This window comes from Arthrobacter arabinosi, assembly GCF_054511115.1.
Window position 1 is genome coordinate 658,535 of record NZ_JBTNDF010000003.1, and the last position, 18,297, is coordinate 676,831.

Genomic DNA, 18,297 nt, shown 5'->3' on the forward strand with positions numbered 1-18,297 from the left:
CGCCCCTCGCGTGTCGGAGGAACGGTGAGGGGCCGGCGGGCTATCCACGGCGTGTCCCTGTCGCATGACCGCGGGAGAGCGCTGTCAGCAGGAAGGTGCGCAGGGTGCCGTACCGCTGCTCCTCCTCGCGCGTGTGCCCTGCGGTCCCTCCGGACGGGCGCGCCGCCATCGCTGCGATCCAATCCCCGTGCTGCGTGATGTCCCGGCCCTCGGCGGCGGCCACCGCGTCGCAGGCGAATCCCACGGCGGTGGTCCCGTCGGTGAGGTGCACGGAACCGAGCAGCATGGGTTCGGGCAGCACCGCCAGGAACCGCCCGAGTGCTGCTTCGGAGAGGATCCACCGTTCACCGACGAGCTCCGCGCCGTTGTGGGAGCGGTAGACGCCGGGCTTCGGTGGATGCGTGTCCAGGGCCACCATGCGGTACCGGGCGGCCGTACGCACGGGGCCGTCCCAGAAAGCACCCAGCTCCTCGAGCTGCGGGGCGAGGACCTGGCCCCGACGGTGCGCTCCGACCACGACGAGCGGGACACCGGCTGCTCCCGCTGCCAACGGCCACGGCCCGGCGGCGTCCATCGGGCCGACGGCCGCGTCCGCGAACAGGGCAGGAGGAGCGGGAGTGTGCTCGATGCGGCGGGCGATGTCGGCGACGACGGCGTCCTCGAACGTGCGCCCGACCAGCGTCACACCGAACTGGGCCCCGTCCACCGTCCCGGCCGGCACCGCGACAGCGCACATGTCGAAGAGGTTGCAGAAGTTCGTGTACGTCCCCATGCGCGAGTTCACGCCCACCGGGTCCGCTGCGACCTCGGAGAGGAGGGGATGCGCCGGCGCGGTGGGCACCAGGAGGGCATCGAAGCCTTCGAGTTGCACGAGTGCCGCCCGCTTCAGCTCGGCCAGGCGCGCCGTGTCGGAGACGTACCGGTGCGCGGGCAGCGCGCCCGCACGGCCGATGATGCCGGCGACGGTGGGATCGAGGCCGGCGGGATTGCCGTCCCCGGCGGCGTCCTCCACGAACTCCCCCACGGCGGCGTGGCGCTCCGCCACGAGCGCCCCGTCGTAGAGGAGCCGGGCGGCCTGGAGGAAGACGTCGATCGGTACCGGTTCCACGTCGACGCCGGATGCCGCGAGCCGGGCGACCTGCCGGCCGAACTCCGCAGCCCAGGCCGGCGACAGCTCCGGCAGATCGGCCGGATAGGCGACGCGCGGTCGGGACGGAGCTGCGAGGCGTACATCGGCCGGCCACGCTCGTGCTCCCCCGGCCATGACACCCATCGCCCGCTCCGCCGTCGACAGGTCGCGCGCCAGGATGGTGACGGCGTCCCAGGAACGGCAGGCCGGGACGACGCCGTCCGTCGGGACCACGTGCAGCGTCGGCTTGATGCCCACGATGCCCTGCAGGCCTGCGGGGATGCGCCCCGATCCGGCGGTGTCGGTGCCGATCGCGATGTCGGCGAGGCCCAGGGCGACGGCGACGGCCGATCCGGAACTCGACCCGCCCGAGATGTACTCGGGACGGCGTGAATCCCGGACAGCGCCGTAGGGGCTGCGCGTACCCACCAGGCCCGTGGCGAACTGGTCGAGGTTGGCGGAGCCCAGCACCACGGCTCCTGCTGCCCGCAGGCGGCGGACCGCCTCCGCGTCCCTCGCGGGGAGGAAGGAGAAGCCCGGGCAGGCCGCCGTGGTGGGGGTCCCTGCCACGTCCACGTTGTTCTTCACGGCGAGCAGCAGGCCCGCCAGGGGAAGCTCCTCGCCGCCTTCGACCCGCGCGTCGACGTCGGCCGCGTCGGCGAGGAGGTCCTCCGCCGTCCGCAGGGTCACCCAGGTCTCGGGACGGTCGACTGCCGTGACGGCCGTGAGGGCGGCGCGCACACGATCGGTTGCCGGGGCGCTCATGCTGCGACCTCTTCCGTCTGTCGTGACCCGGCATCCTGTCCCGGTCCGGGCGACGCGCCCAGCACCACCAGCGCCTCGCCGGCGACGACCTGCGACCCGGCGAGGGGAAGGACCTGCAGTACGGTGCCGTCGCAGGGAGCGGTGAGGACGGTCTCCATCTTCATGGCTTCGAGCGAGATCAGTGCCTGGCCCTTCAGCACGGTGTCCCCCACCGCCACGTCCACCTTCCAGACGCTGGCGGCGAAGGGCGCCGGAACGAGGGAGGCGCCGTCCGGCACCACCAGGTCCTCCGACGCGAGGACGACGGCGGCAGCGGCATCGGCGCGGTCGAACTCACCGGCATCGGCCCACGCCTGCCGCTCGACGGAGAAGGCTGCGGACTGCCGGACGCGGAACTCCGCGATGGACGCGCTGTTGTCGGCGAGGAAGCGCTCGTGCTCGGCGAGCGAGAACGTCCCCTCCTCGATCTCCACGCCGCGCCCCCGGCCTGCTGCCATGTCGGCGCGCAGGTCCATCAGCTCCTCCGGACCGACCGGGTACCAGGAGATGCGGTCGAAGAACCGCAGCAACCATGGGGACCCCGCCTGGAACGGCGCGGAGTCGGCGTAGCGCGACCAGACCTGGGTGGTGCGGCCCACGAACTGGTAGCCGCCCGGTCCCTCCATCCCGTAGATGCACATGTAGGCACCACCGATGCCGACGGCGTTCTCCGGTGTCCAGGTGCGCGCGGGGTTGTACTTGGTGGTGACGAGGCGGTGCCGGGGATCGAGCGGTGTGGCGACGGGCGCTCCGAGGTACACGTCGCCCAGGCCGAGGACCAGGTACTCGGCGTCGAACACGGTGTCGAAGACGTCGCCGACCGAGCCCAGCCCGTTGATGCGCCGGATGAACTCGATGTTCCACGGGCACCACGGGGCATCGTCCCGGACGCCCGCCATGTACCGCTCGATGGCCTCGCGGGTCGCCGGGTCGTCCCAGGACAGGGGCAGCCGCACCGACCGGCTGGGCACCACGAGCTCCGAGCTGGCCGGGAGGGCGCCCTCGACATCCTGCACCACCTGCAGCAGGCGGCGGGTGGACAGGACGGAGGGGTCCACCTTGATCTGCAGGCTGCGGATCCCCGGGGTCAGGTCGACGACACCGGGAAGCCGCAGGTGCTCGACGGCCTGGTGCAGGGCGTGGACGCGGGCCCGGAGACCGAGGTCGAGCACCATGTCACCGTACTCGACGAGGAGATTGTCGTCGCCGGAGCGCCGGTAGGTCACGGCGGGCCTGCCCGGTTCCTGCCCTGCGCGCGCCAGCACGCCGTCGTCGCCGTCGCCCCGACGGAGGATCCGGTTCGCCACGGATCCCATGCCCGCCGGATCCGTGGCGTCCGGGATCAGCTGCCGGCCCGGACCGAGATCACGGATGGACGGCGCCTGGACGGCCCGGATCGGGACGAAGCGCACGGTGTCGCCCGGGCGGAGCTGCCCGAGCTTCCAGCGGTCGGCCGTCACGACGGTCACCGGACACACGAACCCGCCGAGGCTGGGACCGTCCGGTCCGAGGAGGATGGGGGTGTCCCCGGTGAAGTCCAGCGCGCCGACGGAGTAGGCGGTGTCGTGGATGTTCGAGGGGTGCAGCCCGGCCTCGCCGCCGTCGTCCCGCGCCCAGCGGGGCTTGGGCCCGATGAGCCGGACGCCGGTCCGTGCGGAGTTGAAGTGCACCTCGTAGTCGGCCGCCAGGAGTTCGTCGATGTCCTCCCGCTGGAAGAACTCCGGGGCGCCGTGCGGGCCCTCGACCACCGTGAGCTCCCATCGCGTGGTCAGCGTGGGCCGGGCGTCGAGCGGCACCGGAGCGGCGACTCCCGCAGGTAGCACGGTCGGCACGGTCCTCAGGACGTCGCCGGTCCGGAGGACGCGGCCGGCGTGCCCGCCGAACTGGCCCAGCGTGAAGGTGGACGCGCTCCCGAGGTACAGCGGGATGTCGAGGCCGCCCGCGAACAGGATGTAGCCGCGCAGGCCGGACCCCTCCGCGCTCCCGACGTCGAGCGTTCCTCCGGCGGGAACCGTGATCGGCTCCCATGCGGCGACCTCCCCACCGTCCACCGTGACGCGGACCTCCGCGCCGGTCACGCACAGCGTGGTCTCGTGCGAGAAGGTCAGGGCCGGTCCGGTCATCGTGAACTCGAGGCCGGGGGCGCCCTCCTCGTTGCCGAGGGCCCGGTTGCCGAGCCGGAACGAGAGGTCGTCCATCGGGCCACTCGGCGGGACGCCCACCTGCCACAGGTTGGTGCGGCCCGGCCAGTCCTGCACGCTGGTCTGCAGGCCCGCACGCTCCACGGTGATGCGCGGTTCGGGATCGCCCACCGTGTCCAGCGTGCTGGTCGAGTGCCCTGCCGCGCGGACGACGTCGAGGGTGCTGACGGCGCGCAGCATGCCGAGGTTGGTCTCGATGCCGTCGATCCGCGTCCCGGCCAGGGCGTCGGCCAGCCGGTCGAAGGCCTCATCACGGCCGGCACCCGAGGTGATGATCTTGGCGAGGAGCGGGTCGTAGTTGGTGGAGATCTCGCTGCCGGTCTCGGCCCAGGTGTCCACGCGCACGTGGCCCGCGTCGGGATAGGCGGCGTTCGTGATCGTGCCTGCACTGGGCTGGAAGCCCCGGGCGGGGTCCTCCGCGTAGACCCGGGCCTCGACGGCATGACCGGAGACGGGGACGGCGTCGGGCACCCCGGCGAGGACGGCCGCGGCATCCTGTCCGCCCTGGGCGAGGCGGAGCATCCATTCGACCAGGTCGACGCCGGTGATCGACTCGGTGACAGGGTGCTCGACCTGCAGGCGCGCGTTCACCTCCAGGAACGAGGCCTCCTGGCGTGCGGAGTCGTAGACGAATTCCACGGTTCCGGCCGAACGGTAACCCAGCGACGCACACAGGGCCCGTGAGCTGCGGTGCAGTTCCTCGCGGAGCTCGTCCGGGAGGTCCGGCGCCGGCGCTTCCTCGAGCACCTTCTGGTGGCGGCGCTGCAGTGAGCAGTCACGGTCGCCGAGGCTGACCACGCGGCCCTCGCCGTCGCCGAAGACCTGCACCTCGACGTGGCGGGCGTTCTCCACGTAGCGCTCGGCGAAGACGCCGGCCGTCCCGAAACTGGCTCCGGCGAGCCGGGCGACGCGCGGGAAGCTCTCGGCGAGCTCCTCCTCGGTGCTGCAGACGGTCATGCCGATGCCGCCACCGCCGCCCGTCGCCTTGAGCATGAGCGGGAACCCGATCGAGGCTCCGGCCGCGAGGGCGTCCTCGACGCCGTCGAGCAGTCCGGACCCGGCGATCATGGGGACGCCGGCGGCGGATGCGGCATCACGGGCGGTGTGCTTGGTGCCGAAGATGCGCAGCTGCTCGGGCGTGGGTCCCACGAACACGAGTCCGGCGGCCTCCACGGCCTCCGCGAAGTCCGCGTCCTCGGACAGGAAGCCGTAGCCGGGGTGGATGGCTCCCGCGCCGGTGGCCGTTGCGGCCGCCAACAGTGCGTCGACGCGGAGGTAGGACTCCTTGGCCGGTGCCGGGCCGAGGAGCACGGCCTCGTCGGCGAGCCGGACGTGGCGGGCGCCGCGGTCCGCCTCGGAGAACACGGCGACCGTGCGCAGCCCGAGCTTCCGGGCCGATTCGATGATGCGGCAGGCGATCTCCCCGCGGTTGGCCACGAGCAGGGTGTCGAAGCGGTTCATGCGGCATTCTCCGGGCGGGTGACGATCATGCGGACGGGGGTGGGGTCGAAGCCGTTGCAGGGGTTGTTGATCTGCGGGCAGTTCGAGACGAGTACCAGGGTGTCCACCTCGGCCCGCAGGGCGACGCGCTTGCCCGGGGCGGAGAGGCCGTCGACGATCCCGAGGGCTCCGTCGGGATCGACGGGCACGTTCATGAACCAGTTGATGTTGGAGACGAGGTCGCGCTTGCCGAGTCCCCAGCGGGATCCCTCGATGAGGAAGTTCTCCACGCAGGCGTGCTGCTCGCGCGTGTGCTGGCCGTACCGGAGCGTGTTCGATTCCTGGGAGCAGGCGCCGCCGATGGTGTCGTGCACGCCGACCTCGTCGGCGACGACGGTCATGAGGGCGAGACCGGTGTCGGCGCGGAGCACGGAGCCGGTGGTGAGGACGATGGAGCGCTGCTGCGCGATGGTGACCGGCGCGGAGTACCGGACGGTGGTGTCCCCGGCGGCGTAGAGCAGGCAGTCGACGGCCTGGTTGCCCTCGAGGTCCACGATGGTGAGGACGTCGCCCGCGGCGACGACGGCGGACCAGGGGCCGCGGGCCTCGACGTACTCGTCGAGGACGACGGCGCCGGGCACGAGGGCGGCGTCGGGGGCCTGGTGCGTGGCGGTGGTGGTCATGGGGTGCTCCTTGCAGCGAGGTCGTGCTCGGTGTTGTGCAGTGCCTGCAGGTGTTCGGGCGCCAGCGGGCCGGCCAGTTGCCCGGCTGCGAGGGCGGCGAGGTCCCCGGGGGCCCGCCAGGCGGCGATCCCGACGGCGGTGCCGGTGAAGTCGGTGCGCGGATCGAGCGGATGCGCGGTGTTGGCCAGCACGACGACGGCGTCCACGTGCAGCAGCAGGTCGACGTGTGCACCCGGGCCGGCGCCTCCGGTGAAACGGAGGCCGCCATCGGGGTCGACGCGGATGCCCTTGAAGAGGGTGAGCGACGGGGCGACGTCCCTGGGCCCGAGCCCGTTCTTCAGTGCCCCGAGGGTGAGCAGCTCGCGGGCGGCCGGGAACGCGCTGTGCGCCGTCCCTGCTCCGTACCGGGCGGTGTTGCCGGCCAGGGTCGTGGCGCCCGTCAGGGCGTCGTGGTGGCCCGAGGTGTCCGCGACGATCGTCGCCAGGACCCGCCCCGCGTCGGACAGGAGGGGGTGCCCGGTCCCCGGGTAGGCCTGCCACGGCACCTTGACGGTGTCCGCCGCATTGAAGCGTTCGTGCAGGGCTCCCGCCCGGTACAGGAGGGTGTGCACGCAGGCGTCACCGGTGTCCGTGAGCCGGATGCGGGTGCCCCGGGCGAGGTGCAGGGTCGTGTAGCGGCCGAAGGCCAGCGTCTCGGACCAGACGAGGTGGTCCGCGGCGTCGTCGGGCAGCGCATCGGTGAGCGAGGCGGGGGCGGAGGCCACCGGTATGTGGCGCATGGTGTCCGCCGTCCGGGTGTGCTGGTCCCGCGCGTGGGCCCGGGCTCCGGCCGTGGTGGCCGTCCCCGCCGGGGTCTCGGTGGTCTGTGTCATGGCGATCCTGTCGGTCCTGTCGGTTCTGTGGAGGGCAACTGGTGCGGCGGGGCTGCTAGGAGGCCCTGGACGTGATGCTCCGGCGGACCCAGAGGCCTCCGAGCAGGACGACGGCGACCATGAGCGGGGCGGAGTAGAGGAGGATCCCGTTCTCACCGGCGGGGTCGTACACCTCCGGGCGGGGCCATGCCAGGTTGACCACCATGACGGCCCCGTAGAGGACGGCGAGCACGTTCACGGGGAGACCCCACCGGCCCAGGGAGAAGAGCCCGGAGGGCATGGTCTGCCCCACCCGGTGCCACTCCCCACGCAGCCTGTTGAGCAGCTGCGGGACGGTGACCAGGAGGTAGGCGATGTAGACCATGACGATGCAGACGCTGGTCAGCGTGGTGAAGAGGGCGGCGTTCCCCACGTTGATGGCCAGGACTCCGACGGCGAGGGCGCCGATGGCGACGGATGGCCACATCGGGGTTCCGCGGCGGGGGTGGACGGTGGAGAGCAGCCCGGAGGCAGGGAGCTTGCCGTCGCGCGCCATCGAGAAGACCAGGCGCGACCCGGCGGTCTGGATGGCCAGGGTGCAGACGAAGATCGCGACGGCGACGTCGACCAGGAGGACCTTGCCCCAGAAGGTCCCGAGCACCGCGGTCAGGACGTACGGCAGGCCCTCGGTGGCGAGGCGGCCGTCGTCGAGGCTGGGTGCGGCCATCAGGGCGGTGATGATCATGAGGGCCCCGCCGATGCCGGAGATCGCGAGCGCGGAGATGATGGTCCGTGGGGCGGTGCGGCGGGGGTCGCGGGTCTCCTCGGACAGTTCGCCCGCCGAGTTGAAGCCCACCATGACGTAGGCGGCCATGAGGCCGGAGACCAGGAACGCGCCCACCGCGCCGAGCTCCGACGTCTGCAGCACGGTGGTGTCCAGGACGACGTCGGGCCCGCGCTGTGCCGTGGTGATCAGGGCGAGGACGACGGCGACGACCCCGATGATCTCGCAGGTCACACCGATCGAATTCACGTGCGCCATGAGCCGGACGCCCACGACGTTGATGACGGTGGTCGCCACCAGGAGGATGGCGCCGAGGACGACGGCGTTGGCGGCGCCCGTGACGGTGTTGAGGGCAGGGTCACCGCCGACGAGTTGGAAACCGCTCCACAACTGGGGCAGCACGACCTGGAGGGCGATGGCAGCAGCGGCGGCGGTGACCACCTGGGCGATGGCCATGAACCAGCCGGCGAACCACCCCACGGTCTCCCCTCCGACACGTCGCGCCCACTGGTAGACGGCACCGGACAGGGGATACCGTGCGGCCAGTTCCGCGAAGTTGAGAGCCACGAGCAGCTGGCCGACGAGGACGATGGGCCAGGTCCAGAAGAACGCCGGTCCGGCGAAGGAGTAGCCGAAGGCGAAGAGCTGGAAGATCGTGGTGAGGATGGAGACGAAGGAGAAGCCTGCCGCGAAGGAGGCGTACCGGCCCAGCTTGCGGTGCAGGGACGGTTCGTACCCGAGGGAAGTGAGGTCGGCGTCGTCCGCGTGGGTCGAGAGTGGAATCGTCATCTGTGTCTCCGGGCTCGGAACGGGTGGGTGCCGGCAGAGAGGCGTCGGAACCCTCGGTAATACCGGTCACCTGATAGTTTTCCAATCCGAGGTCCCGCCCGGGTTTCACCTGCGTTAAACCCTCGTGAGGAGGACGTTTCGGTGATGTTTCGCGCCTCCCGGAACGGGGGCGCTGCCGACGGAGAGGTCTCTGTCCGGGTGTAAGAATGAGGCGTGACCTCAGCCGGACCGGGACGTCCCCGCGCGCAACAGTCGACCCGCCGCGGAGCAACAGCCCGCGAGGAGATCCTCGACGCGGCGGCCGAGCTCTTCACCACGCAGGGCTATGCCGCAACCTCCACCCGCGCCATCGCGGACGCCGTCGGCATCCGCCAGTCCTCCCTGTACCACCACTTCGCCACCAAGGACGACATCCTCGAGGCACTCCTGACCGGGACGGTGGCGGAGGGGCTGTCCTTTGCGAGGGCGGTATGCGCTGCCACGGGAACAGTCACGGATGACCCGTCCCCAGCGGCACGGCTCCACGCCGTGGCGCTGTTCGACGGGACGCAGCTGTGCAGCGGCCCGTGGAACGTCGGCATCCTCTACCACCTGCCCGAGGCCAGGGATCCGCGGTTCGGCGATTTCCTCGCGGCTCGTGCCGAGTTGCGGAGCCTCTACCGTCGACTCGGCTCGGCCGTGGCGCCCGATCCGCTCTGGAGCGATGACCCCCAGCACCACGGCGAGATAGCCTTCCGCCTGGTCGAGTCCCTCATCAGCCTCCGGGCCGACGGCCTGGTGACACCGGACTCACCGGTTCAGGTGGCCGACGCAGCACTGGCGCTCTGTGGCGCCGCGGAAGATCTTGAAGCTGTCCGCAGCGGGAGCTTCGCGCTTATCAGCCGGCTGCCGAAGCAGTCGAGCCCGGCCTTCTCGGCGGGGGCCACCACGAGCCACAACGGGCGGACAGGAGGCCCCGGTGACCACCAGGGCCTCCTCCGTCGTTGAGCGCGTCACCGAAGCACACCGCGACCGGCATGTGCCTCCATGCCGCCCCGCGGGCCGCACGGCGCCGTCCTCAACGGGGTGCCCGCAGCACGACCGGGCCCTTCGCCGTCGACGGATCGACGACGGCGCCGCGCTGCACCATCTCTGCGAGGCCCCGGTTCACGAGGCGGCGGGCGGCACTGCGGGCAGGCTCGCTGAGGGTACTGCCGTCGGCGGCGAGCGCGGATGCCGCGTCCGCCGGGTCGACCGTCGCCCTCCGCCCGGCCCGCTGCAGGCACGCAAGGAGCCATTCCTCGAGGGCGGCGTCGATCGGCGTCACCTTGCGTGCCCGGCACGCGTCGCTGCAGTACAGCACCGCGTCCCACGACCGCTCCCACTTCTTCCGCCACTCCATGCGGCGTCCGCACGACCTGCAGTACTTGGGCTCGCGCCCTGCCGCCGGGGTCACATGCGCTCTCACATGCGTCCGAACACGGCTCGGACGACGGCGAAGATCCCGTAGCAGATGAGTCCGACCGCGATCGCGGTCAGGATGTACACGCCCAGAGGATGGTGCTGGAGCGCCTTCAGACTCCCGTCGAGCGCGGTCGACTCCTCCGGCCGGCGGTCGAGGCCCGCGAGGACGAACAGGCCGCCGACGAGAAGGAGCGAGACCCCTTTCGCCACGTGCCCCACGACGCCCAGGATCTCGATGACCCGACCGCGAGCGGTGTCCTCGAACGCCTGGAGTTCGGGGCGGAACCCCCGCCTCAGCCCCTTGATCACGAAGTACACGCCGATCCCGAGCACGACCCCGGCCGTCACGAACACGAGGGCCGCACCCGGACCCGAGGTGAGCAGCGACCGCGTGAAGTCCACCGTGGATTCGGAGGAATCGGGGCCGTCGCCCAGCGCGAAGCGGGCAAAGGTCCCCGCCATGGACCCGTAGATGATCACGAGGGCGCCGGACGAGATGTGCTTGCCGAGGCGCTGGGCAGCACCGAGATGGCGCGCCCGCAGCGTCGCCTCGCTGAACTGCCACAGTGCCAGGCCCGCGCAGCCGACGGCGCAGATCCACATGAGAAGCGGTCCGAGCCGCCCCTCGGCGACCTCCTCCAGTGGTCCGGTCGGCTCGGCCTCCCCGCTTCCACCGAAGGCGAGGCGCAGGGCGATCACGCCGATCAGGATGTGCACCGCCGCGAGCGCCGTGAAGCCGAGGCGCGCCGCGACGTCCAGGGGGCGGGAATCGGAGACCTGTTCGACGGCGTCGGCCGCCCGGCTCACCGCACCCTGGCCGTCCGCACTGCTGTCCGTGGTCACGGCGGTCCTTCCTGTGATCCCTGGCGGTCCTGCGGTGGGCCGACGCGGGGGGACGGCAGCTCCGTGGTGCATCAAGCATAGGAGACGCGGACACGCCCGGAACGGCACCCGCCTCTCCGCGCGAGCGCTGAACGGCGCGTCGAAATCCGTGTGCCGGGACCCTTGAGGCGATGCCTCCGACACGGCAGACTGATCACACGCCAGTCTCATCCGGCATGTCAGCGCACACCATGGTCTCGTTCACGCTCCACGGTCAGCACAACAGCGCTGCCCGACCACCTGGAGCCACACCATGAATGACCCCGTCATCGAGAGCGGTTCCCTCCGCCTCGCCCAGGAGAGCGACCTCATCGCGACCCTCGAAGCCGTCGAGATCAGTGCCGATCTCCCCCGCGCCGTGGCGGACGCCGCCGAGATCAGGGCCTTCGCGGAGACGCTGGGCCGCCTCGACGTCGCGTTCTGGGCCGAGGTGACCGGGCTCGATGCGATGGCCCGCACGGACGGGGCGCCCGGCGCGCGGACGCGGGGCCAGGAGATCCTCGAATGGGCCACCGAGCAGGGCGACGCGAGGCTCGCCAGCCGCTGCCACGCCCTGATCGCGATGATGGACCTCATCGCCGGGCACTCCGGCTCCGGTGCCGAGCAGGCGACCATCGCCGTCACGCTGCTGGACGGTACTGAACTGCCCCAGCTCCGGGCGAAGTTCCTGACCCGCCAGGCGGTCGGCCTCCTGGTCGCGGGGCTCCTCCAGCACGGCTTCGACGTGTCCCGCCGCGCCCTCGCCCTCGCGGATCAGCTGGCCGACCCCGAACTCCTGGCCCGGATCGCGTCGAATGCGTTCCACGCCGCACTGGACGAGTCGATGCCGGACGAGGCACGCTTCTGGATGCGGCGGCTGGAGGCCGTGATCACCATGTCCCCGGACCTCGAAGCCGAACTCTCGGATGTGCTCGCCCGCGGTCACCTGGCGGAGAACCGTCCCTGGGATGCGCTCGACGTGCTGGAACGGGCCGGCGTGGACGACGCCGCGACGTCGCAGCCGGAGACCCGCGCCACCCGGATGCTCCTGCTCGCGCAGGCACACCACGGTGTCGGCAACCTCCCCGCGGCGCGGCTCGCCCTCGACCGGGCGGAACAGATCACCATGCACCACGCGCTGGAGGAGGTCGCCTCCACGGTCCTCGAGGAGCGCGCCGCCATCGCGGCGTCCGCTGCGGACTTCCGGCTCGCCTACGAACTGCACCGGCAGTTCCACCAGGCGGCACGAAGCCGGTGGATCGAAGCCCGCCGCTCCCGGGTGGACCACCTGTTCGCCGAGCAGAACGTCACCGAGGCACTCGAACGCGCGGAGCAGGCGGAGGCGGCCGTCGCGGTCGACCCCCTGACCAAGGTCCGCAACCGGCGGTGGGTCGAGGACACGCTGCCCGACGTCGTGCGGACCTGGCAGACCGGCGGTCCGTGGACCGGGTCCCTGGCCATCCTCGACCTCGACCACTTCAAACTGGTCAACGACCGCTACGGGCACGCGGCAGGGGACGACGTGCTGGTCGCCGTCGCCTCGGCCCTCCAGACCTGCAGCGGCGTCCAGCACGTCGCCCGGATCGGAGGCGAGGAGTTCCTGCTGGTCCTGCAGCAGGACGCCGACCCGGAGCAGGTGGCGGCGCGGGTGCTGTCCGCCATCCGGGACCTCCGCTGGCCCGAGATCGACGGCGGCCTGCGGCTCACGGCGAGTGTCGGCTTCGCCGACTGTGCACCGGGGACGACGACGACCGACCTGCTGCGGGAGGCCGACCGGCGCCTGTACAGCGCGAAGCGGGCCGGGAGGGACCGGTCGGTCGGCTGCTGACCAGCCTGCGGAGCCGGCCGGTCAGGGGGTGCGAACGAGCCAGGCCTCGAGCGCGGCCCGGACGAATTCCGCGCCGCCGGGGCCGCCGTAGTTCACCGCGAACCGTGGATCCTGGACGTACATCTCCCCGAGTCCCCGGACGTACTCGGGCAGGAGTGCGCCGTCGTCGTCGCGCGGCACGCCCGGGACGGAGGAGAGCCAGGCGGTATGACGGCCGGCCAGCTCCTGGGCTTCGACGTCGGTGGGTGGAACCCCCCGGGACGCGGCGTCGGTCCAGGCCGCATTGAGCTCGGTGACCACCCTCCCGAACGCCTCCCTCTCCTCGTCCGTCTTGCCGCGCCACCAGGCGTCCCCCTGCGCATAGGCGTCCTGACCCCACCGCTCCTCGACCTCCTCCCGGTGACGCGTGTGGTCGAATCCGTCGAACATCTTCCCGGGCATGGGTTCCTCCTCGTTCCAGGGCCTCGACCGTCATGAGGACCGCACCGATCTGGCGGTCGAGCCGTTGCTGCTCGCCGCGGAGGTGGTCGAGGTGGGCCCGCAGGGCGGAAGCCGGAGCCGCCGCATCGCCGTCGTCGAGCACCGCGCGGATGGCCGGCAGCGGCAGTCCGAGGGAGCGCAGCAGCAGGATGCGCTGGAGCCTGACGAGTGCCGCGGAATCGTAGAAGCGGTAACCGTTGGCGCCCACGCGGGACGGTTCCAGCAGGCCGACATCACCGTAGTGGCGCAGCGTCCGGCTCGTGGTGCCGGCCAGCCGGGCCACGGTGGCGATCGGATAATCCACGCCGTCCTCCTCCGTCCACCTCCTCCCGCCGCACGGTGCGCCGGGAGGATTCAACAGTAGGAATTGACGCTGCGTGAAGGTCAAGGGGGCTCTGGGCCCTCTGTGGTCAGGCGGTCAGTTGTACCAGAACCACTGCGGCGGTCGCCACGAGGCCGGGACGGCGTGCGCGTTGAAGGTCCCGCACTCGGAGCACGTGTAGCTCGCGCTCGCGGGGAGGAGGTCGGTGGAGTGGTCGGCCTGGCGTGCGGGGACGAACTCCTCGAAGATCAGGTAGTCGGCTGTGAGGCAGAGGGGGCAGGAGGGTTCTTCCTCCGTGGACTGGACCGGGAAGACAGAGCTACTGGTGCGAAGGCTCCGCCCGTGATCGATGGTTGTCATGAGGTTCACCGTTTCCGTGCCCGCAACCGACGCTGGGTGCAGGCACTAGGGGTACGTATACGCCGAGAGTAGACCTCTGCTACTCAATGCGGAACCCTCGGCTACCGAGTAATCGTGTCGGTTCCGGACAGCGGGTGCCACAATGGCCCCATGACCATCAGGGCCCCCAGATCCGCGGCCGCGCTTCCGCCCGAACAGGCCGCTCCGCTGCGCCGTGCACTGAGCGGCAGCGCCGACGTCACCGTGTTCGTCGACGGCACGGCGCACCGGTTGCCCGGGGAGGCGCAGGCCGCCGTCATCGACCTCCTCGCCCGCCTCTCCGACGGCGACGCCGTCCAGGTGACCTCGGTCGCCGAGCTGCTCACCACCTCGCAGGCGGCCGAGCTCGCCGGTATCTCGCACAGCTATCTGCGCAAGCTCACCGACGCCGGCACCCTCCCGGTGGAGTACCGCGGATCGCACCGGCGTCTCCGTCGGGCCGACGTCGAGGACTGGCTGCGCAGCCAGCTGCGCCGTTCGGAGCCCCCGGCCGGGCAGCCCGGGACGGTGGAGCCTTCCGCCGCGGAGCACGGCGAGGCGTGACGGGCTGCTGGACGGGCTGCTGGACGGGCGATCCTAGGACTGCTCGAAGCGGGGGCGGGAGCGCCACCTGCGGGCCTTGAGGGCGAGATGCAGTTCCAGGCGCACCATCCCGGCGAGCGGGTCCGCGCCGATGATGGAGCGGATCCTCGTCAGCCGGTTGTAGACACTGCTGCGATGCAGATGGAGTTGCAGGGCCACGTCCTGCACGGAGCCGTTCTTGTCGTAGAGCAGTTCGAGGACCGGCAGGAGTTCGTCCAGGCGGTCGGCCTCGCACAGCTCGTCGAACCGCACGCTGCCGCGCGCCGGAGCCTGCCAGCCCACCGCGCCGAGGAACTGGTAGACGCCCGTGTCGGCGTACGCCGACACGCCGCCGAGCTGGGGGTCCACTGCAGCTGCCTGGGCCGCGTGCTGGGCCTGGCGGAAGGCGTCCGCCAGGTCGCGCGGGTCGGGGGCGGGCTCGCTGAGGCCGAGGACGAACCGCCCCGCGGGGCGGCCGGCACGCTTGGCGACCTCGACCCGGCACCGGTCCACCACGTGCTGCAGGGCGCTCCGGCCCACCCCGGCCTCGCACAGCAGGACGGAGTGGGTGGGTGCCCCTGCGCTGAACAGGACGGGCCCGACGCCGACCGTTGCCTGCAGGGCGATGGTGCGCTGGAGGAGGGCGGCCTCGTGCGGGTCCTCCGCCCCGGCATTGGGTGACGGTTCCGACAGTTCGTGGACGACCGCCGCCCGCCAGGGACCATGGCCGCCGAGCTCCCGCCACCCACGGAGGTCCTCCACGGCGGAAGCGACCCCACGGCAGGCGGCGAGGAACGTGGTCTCCCGCTGGGTGCGCCGCTCCGAGGACGCCGTGTCCGTCTCGAGGAGCAGTTCGGCGAGGCGATCGATCGTCGGCCGGACCGCCGGCAGGGCGGCGAGGATGCCCGGGGCGGGATCCTCGCTCGACTGCTGCTGCACCCACAGGTAGCCCACGCGGAAGCCCCGGACGAGGAGGGGAACGCACACGCGACCCAGCATCCCGAGCTCCTCGTTGGCGGGGACGGCGACCGCGCGGACGGCCTGCGCGATCCCGTGGCGGAGCTGCCACTCGCTGACGTCCGCTGGAACCTTCTTGCTCAGCAGGAAGTTGACGCGCACACGGTCGGCGGAGGTCTGGTGGCTGCTGTAGGCGAGGAGGACGCCGTCGGGGTCCTCGAGGGACAGTCCGCGCCCAAGCGTCTGCGCGAGCGACTCCACGAGGTCCTCGATCTGCTGGTTCTGCACAGCCCAACAGTAGGCGCGCCGCCCGCCGGGGGCGACACTTGCCGCCCCCGGACTCGACATCTGTCGATGGTCGCCCCGTCGGGCATCTGCTAGTGGTCCAGCTCACACCTCGCTCGAGGTGCGGAATGATGCGCTTCTCGCTGCCACCCCGCGCGGATTCCCAGGCCGGCCATGGCGGCACCTGCGAAGGGGCCCGCCTCCGGGCTCCATCTTGTTCCCTATGGTGGAGCTACCCCGTCCGCCCGATCGAACCCGTGGAGAACCCAATGATCATCGGCGTCCCCAAAGAAGTGAAGAACAACGAATTCCGCGTCGCCATCACCGCGTCCGGCGTGCACGAATTCCGGGCCCACGGGCACACCGTGCTCGTGGAACGCGGAGCGGGCATCGGCTCGACCATCACGGACGCAGCCTACGAGGCTGCGGGCGCCGAGCTCGTCGACGCAGCGGACGATGTGTGGGCGCGCGCTGACATGGTCCTGAAGGTCAAGGAACCGGTCGCTGCCGAGTACCACCGCTTCCGCGAGGGCCTCATTCTCTTCACCTACCTCCACCTCGCCGCGGAACCCGCACTGACCCGGGCCCTGGTGGACGCCGGCGTCACCGCCATCGCCTACGAGACCGTCCAGGACGGCCGCTCACTGCCCCTGCTCGCCCCGATGTCCGAGGTGGCCGGGCGACTGTCCGTCCAGGTCGGCGCGCAGGTCATGACGGCCCCCGCGGGCGGCCCCGGCCTGCTGCTCGGCGGTGTCGCCGGTGTCCGCCCCGCCAAGGTCGTGGTCCTCGGGGCCGGCGTCGCGGGCACCAACGCGACGGCGATGGCGGTCGGCACGGGAGCCGAAGTCACCATCCTCGACATCGACATCGCCCGGCTGCGGGAGATCGACGCGCTGTACTCCGGGCGCGTGAAGACGGTCGCCTCCAACTCCCTGGAGATCGAGACGTCCGTCCTCGAGGCCGACCTCGTGATCGGGTCCGTCCTGATCCCCGGCGCCCGCGCCCCGAAGCTCGTCACCAACGAACTCGTGTCCCGCATGAAGCCGGGCAGTGTCCTCGTGGACATCGCGGTGGATCAGGGCGGGTGCTTCGAGGACTCCCGCGTCACCACGCACGAGGACCCCACCTTCACGGTGCACGGGTCGCTCTTCTACTGCGTGGGCAACATGCCCGGCGCCGTCCCGAACACGTCGACCTACGCGCTGACCAACGTCACGCTCCGGTACGCCGTGGCGCTCGCCGACCGGGGCGTCCGCGCCGCCTTCCATGCGGACCCCGCCCTCGCGCGCGGCCTCAATGTCGCGTCGGGCCGGGTGGCGCACCACTCGGTGTCCGAGGCGCACGGCCTGGAACTGGCGGACGACTGGTCCGCCCTGGTCTAGGCATGCCCCGCGCCTGACCGGGCCGACCCGTCCGGTCAGGCGCCCCGCGGGCCGGGCGGGTACGCGCCATGGACCCGCTCGATCACCCGCACGACGTCGAGGGCGTCCTCCGGGGTCACAGGGACCGGCCCGTCCCCTCGGATCGCTGCGACGACTCCGGCGTAGAAGTCCGGGTACCGGCCGGAGCCCACGACGAGCGCCTCGGTGTCCCCGTCGCGCCCCTGCCGACCGCGGGGAGCACCTTCGGTGGCGCGGGCCGTGTCCGGGATCCCGGGGGGTGATACACCCGCCGCGAGCAGGGCCTCCTGCGGGTCCGCGCCCGTGATCGTCAGGCCTGCCTGCGTCCCGGTCACGCGGAAGCGGTCCCGGGCCAGCGGCGCCCGGGTCCCTGCGTGGAGGTGGCTGGTGGTCCCGCCGTCGTGCTTCAGGACGAGGAACGCGGAGTCCTCGGCCGCGCCGCCGCGGTCATTGCGCAGGTCGGCGTACACGGGGACCGCCGGGCCGAAGAGGGTGAGGGCCTGGTCGATCAGGTGCGAGCCGACGTCGTAGAGCACGCCCCCGCCGTCCTCCGGCCCTGCATCACGTTTCCAGGGCTTCCTGACAGACGGCTTCCACGACTCCATCGCCGACTCGAAGAGGCGCACCCCGCCCAGCACCCCCGACGCGACGGCCTCACGCACCAGCAGGAAATCCCCGTCCCAGCGTCGGTTGTGGAACGGGACGAGGAGCCGGCCGGCCGTACGGGCGGCGCCGACGAGCCGCTCGCCGTCTCCGGAGTTCACGACGAAGGGCTTGTCGACGACTACGTGCAGGCCCCGCCCGAGGGCCGCGGCGGCCAGCGGCGCATGCGTGGCGTGGGGGGTGGAGAGGACGGCCAGGTCCAGATCCGGCACGGCCCGCAGCGCCTCGTCGAGGGTCGCGACCACCAGGACGGCGGGGTACGCGGCCCTGGTGGCCTGCCGGCGGTCGGCGCTCGGTGTGACGACGACGGCGAGGTCCAGCCCGGGATCGTGCTGGATCAGCGGAGCGTGGAAGACGCTGCCGCCGTGGCCGAAGCCCACCAGCACCGTGCGGATGGGCCGGTGCGGCATCACAGCC

14 protein-coding genes and 1 pseudogene are annotated in these 18,297 nt (G+C 71.8%); 4 read left to right on the forward strand and 11 right to left on the reverse strand.

What is annotated here, in order from left to right:
- Positions 1 to 40: 40 nt before the first annotated feature.
- The 5 genes from atzF to ACX80P_RS11110 are packed head-to-tail and all read right to left on the reverse strand — an operon-like array spanning position 41 to position 8,681.
- A complete protein-coding gene (atzF, locus tag ACX80P_RS11090) occupies positions 41 to 1,894 on the reverse strand; it encodes an allophanate hydrolase (protein ID WP_459278125.1) in 1,854 nt (617 codons plus the stop codon).
- Positions 1,891 to 5,595, reverse strand: a complete 3,705-nt coding sequence (gene uca, locus ACX80P_RS11095) for an urea carboxylase (RefSeq protein ID WP_459278126.1) — start codon at positions 5,593 to 5,595, stop codon at positions 1,891 to 1,893. The genes atzF and uca overlap by 4 nt, the downstream gene beginning before the upstream one ends.
- Positions 5,592 to 6,257 (reverse strand): urea amidolyase associated protein UAAP2, encoded by a 666-nt coding sequence (locus ACX80P_RS11100; RefSeq protein ID WP_459278127.1) that lies wholly within the window; start codon positions 6,255 to 6,257, stop codon positions 5,592 to 5,594. The genes uca and ACX80P_RS11100 overlap by 4 nt, the downstream gene beginning before the upstream one ends.
- Positions 6,254 to 7,129 carry an urea amidolyase associated protein UAAP1 gene (locus ACX80P_RS11105; RefSeq protein ID WP_459278128.1) on the reverse strand — a complete coding sequence of 292 codons (876 nt, stop codon included), beginning with the start codon at positions 7,127 to 7,129 and terminating at the stop codon, positions 6,254 to 6,256. Before ACX80P_RS11105 ends, ACX80P_RS11100 begins: the two co-directional genes overlap by 4 nt.
- A gap of 55 nt (positions 7,130 to 7,184) precedes the next feature.
- Positions 7,185 to 8,681 carry an amino acid permease gene (locus tag ACX80P_RS11110; protein ID WP_459278129.1) on the reverse strand — a complete coding sequence of 499 codons (1,497 nt, stop codon included), beginning with the start codon at positions 8,679 to 8,681 and terminating at the stop codon, positions 7,185 to 7,187.
- 213 nt (positions 8,682 to 8,894) lie between these two features.
- On the opposite strand from ACX80P_RS11110, the gene ACX80P_RS11115 reads away from it, so the two are divergent.
- Positions 8,895 to 9,668, forward strand: coding sequence for a TetR/AcrR family transcriptional regulator (locus ACX80P_RS11115; protein WP_459278130.1), 774 nt, complete (start codon positions 8,895 to 8,897; stop codon positions 9,666 to 9,668).
- 70 nt (positions 9,669 to 9,738) lie between these two features.
- Here ACX80P_RS11115 and ACX80P_RS11120 read toward each other — a convergent pair whose 3' ends face one another.
- The gene (locus tag ACX80P_RS11120; RefSeq protein ID WP_459278131.1) at positions 9,739 to 10,128 is read right to left on the reverse strand and encodes a DUF3253 domain-containing protein; all 390 of its coding nucleotides are present in this window, start codon (positions 10,126 to 10,128) and stop codon (positions 9,739 to 9,741) included.
- Entirely contained in the window at positions 10,125 to 10,967 is an 843-nt protein-coding gene (locus ACX80P_RS11125; RefSeq protein WP_459278132.1) for a DUF1206 domain-containing protein, read from the reverse strand. Before ACX80P_RS11125 ends, ACX80P_RS11120 begins: the two co-directional genes overlap by 4 nt.
- Positions 10,968 to 11,259: 292 nt before the next feature.
- On the opposite strand from ACX80P_RS11125, the gene ACX80P_RS11130 reads away from it, so the two are divergent.
- A complete protein-coding gene (locus ACX80P_RS11130; protein ID WP_459278133.1) occupies positions 11,260 to 12,813 on the forward strand; it encodes a GGDEF domain-containing protein in 1,554 nt (517 codons plus the stop codon).
- Positions 12,814 to 12,834: 21 nt separating this feature from the next.
- Here the strand turns inward: ACX80P_RS11130 and ACX80P_RS11135 are convergent.
- Both ACX80P_RS11135 and ACX80P_RS11140 read right to left on the reverse strand, forming a co-directional pair.
- Positions 12,835 to 13,597 (reverse strand): annotated as a pseudogene (locus tag ACX80P_RS11135) (TipAS antibiotic-recognition domain-containing protein).
- A 114-nt stretch (positions 13,598 to 13,711) separates the two neighbouring features.
- Positions 13,712 to 13,975, reverse strand: coding sequence for a hypothetical protein (locus tag ACX80P_RS11140; protein WP_459278134.1), 264 nt, complete (start codon positions 13,973 to 13,975; stop codon positions 13,712 to 13,714).
- Between the two features lie 150 nt (positions 13,976 to 14,125).
- Here ACX80P_RS11140 and ACX80P_RS11145 point away from each other — a divergent pair, with 150 nt between their 5' ends.
- The gene (locus tag ACX80P_RS11145) at positions 14,126 to 14,557 is read left to right on the forward strand and encodes a helix-turn-helix domain-containing protein (protein WP_459278135.1); all 432 of its coding nucleotides are present in this window, start codon (positions 14,126 to 14,128) and stop codon (positions 14,555 to 14,557) included.
- Positions 14,558 to 14,590: 33 nt separating this feature from the next.
- Here the strand turns inward: ACX80P_RS11145 and ACX80P_RS11150 are convergent, their stop codons facing one another.
- Positions 14,591 to 15,820 (reverse strand): PucR family transcriptional regulator, encoded by a 1,230-nt coding sequence (locus ACX80P_RS11150; protein WP_459278136.1) that lies wholly within the window; start codon positions 15,818 to 15,820, stop codon positions 14,591 to 14,593.
- A gap of 266 nt (positions 15,821 to 16,086) precedes the next feature.
- Between ACX80P_RS11150 and ald the strand changes: the two genes are divergently transcribed.
- The gene (gene ald / locus ACX80P_RS11155; protein WP_459278206.1) at positions 16,087 to 17,199 is read left to right on the forward strand and encodes an alanine dehydrogenase; all 1,113 of its coding nucleotides are present in this window, start codon (positions 16,087 to 16,089) and stop codon (positions 17,197 to 17,199) included.
- A gap of 35 nt (positions 17,200 to 17,234) precedes the next feature.
- Here ald and ACX80P_RS11160 read toward each other — a convergent pair whose 3' ends face one another.
- Entirely contained in the window at positions 17,235 to 18,290 is a 1,056-nt protein-coding gene (locus ACX80P_RS11160; protein ID WP_459278207.1) for a Gfo/Idh/MocA family protein, read from the reverse strand.
- Positions 18,291 to 18,297 lie beyond the last annotated feature (7 nt).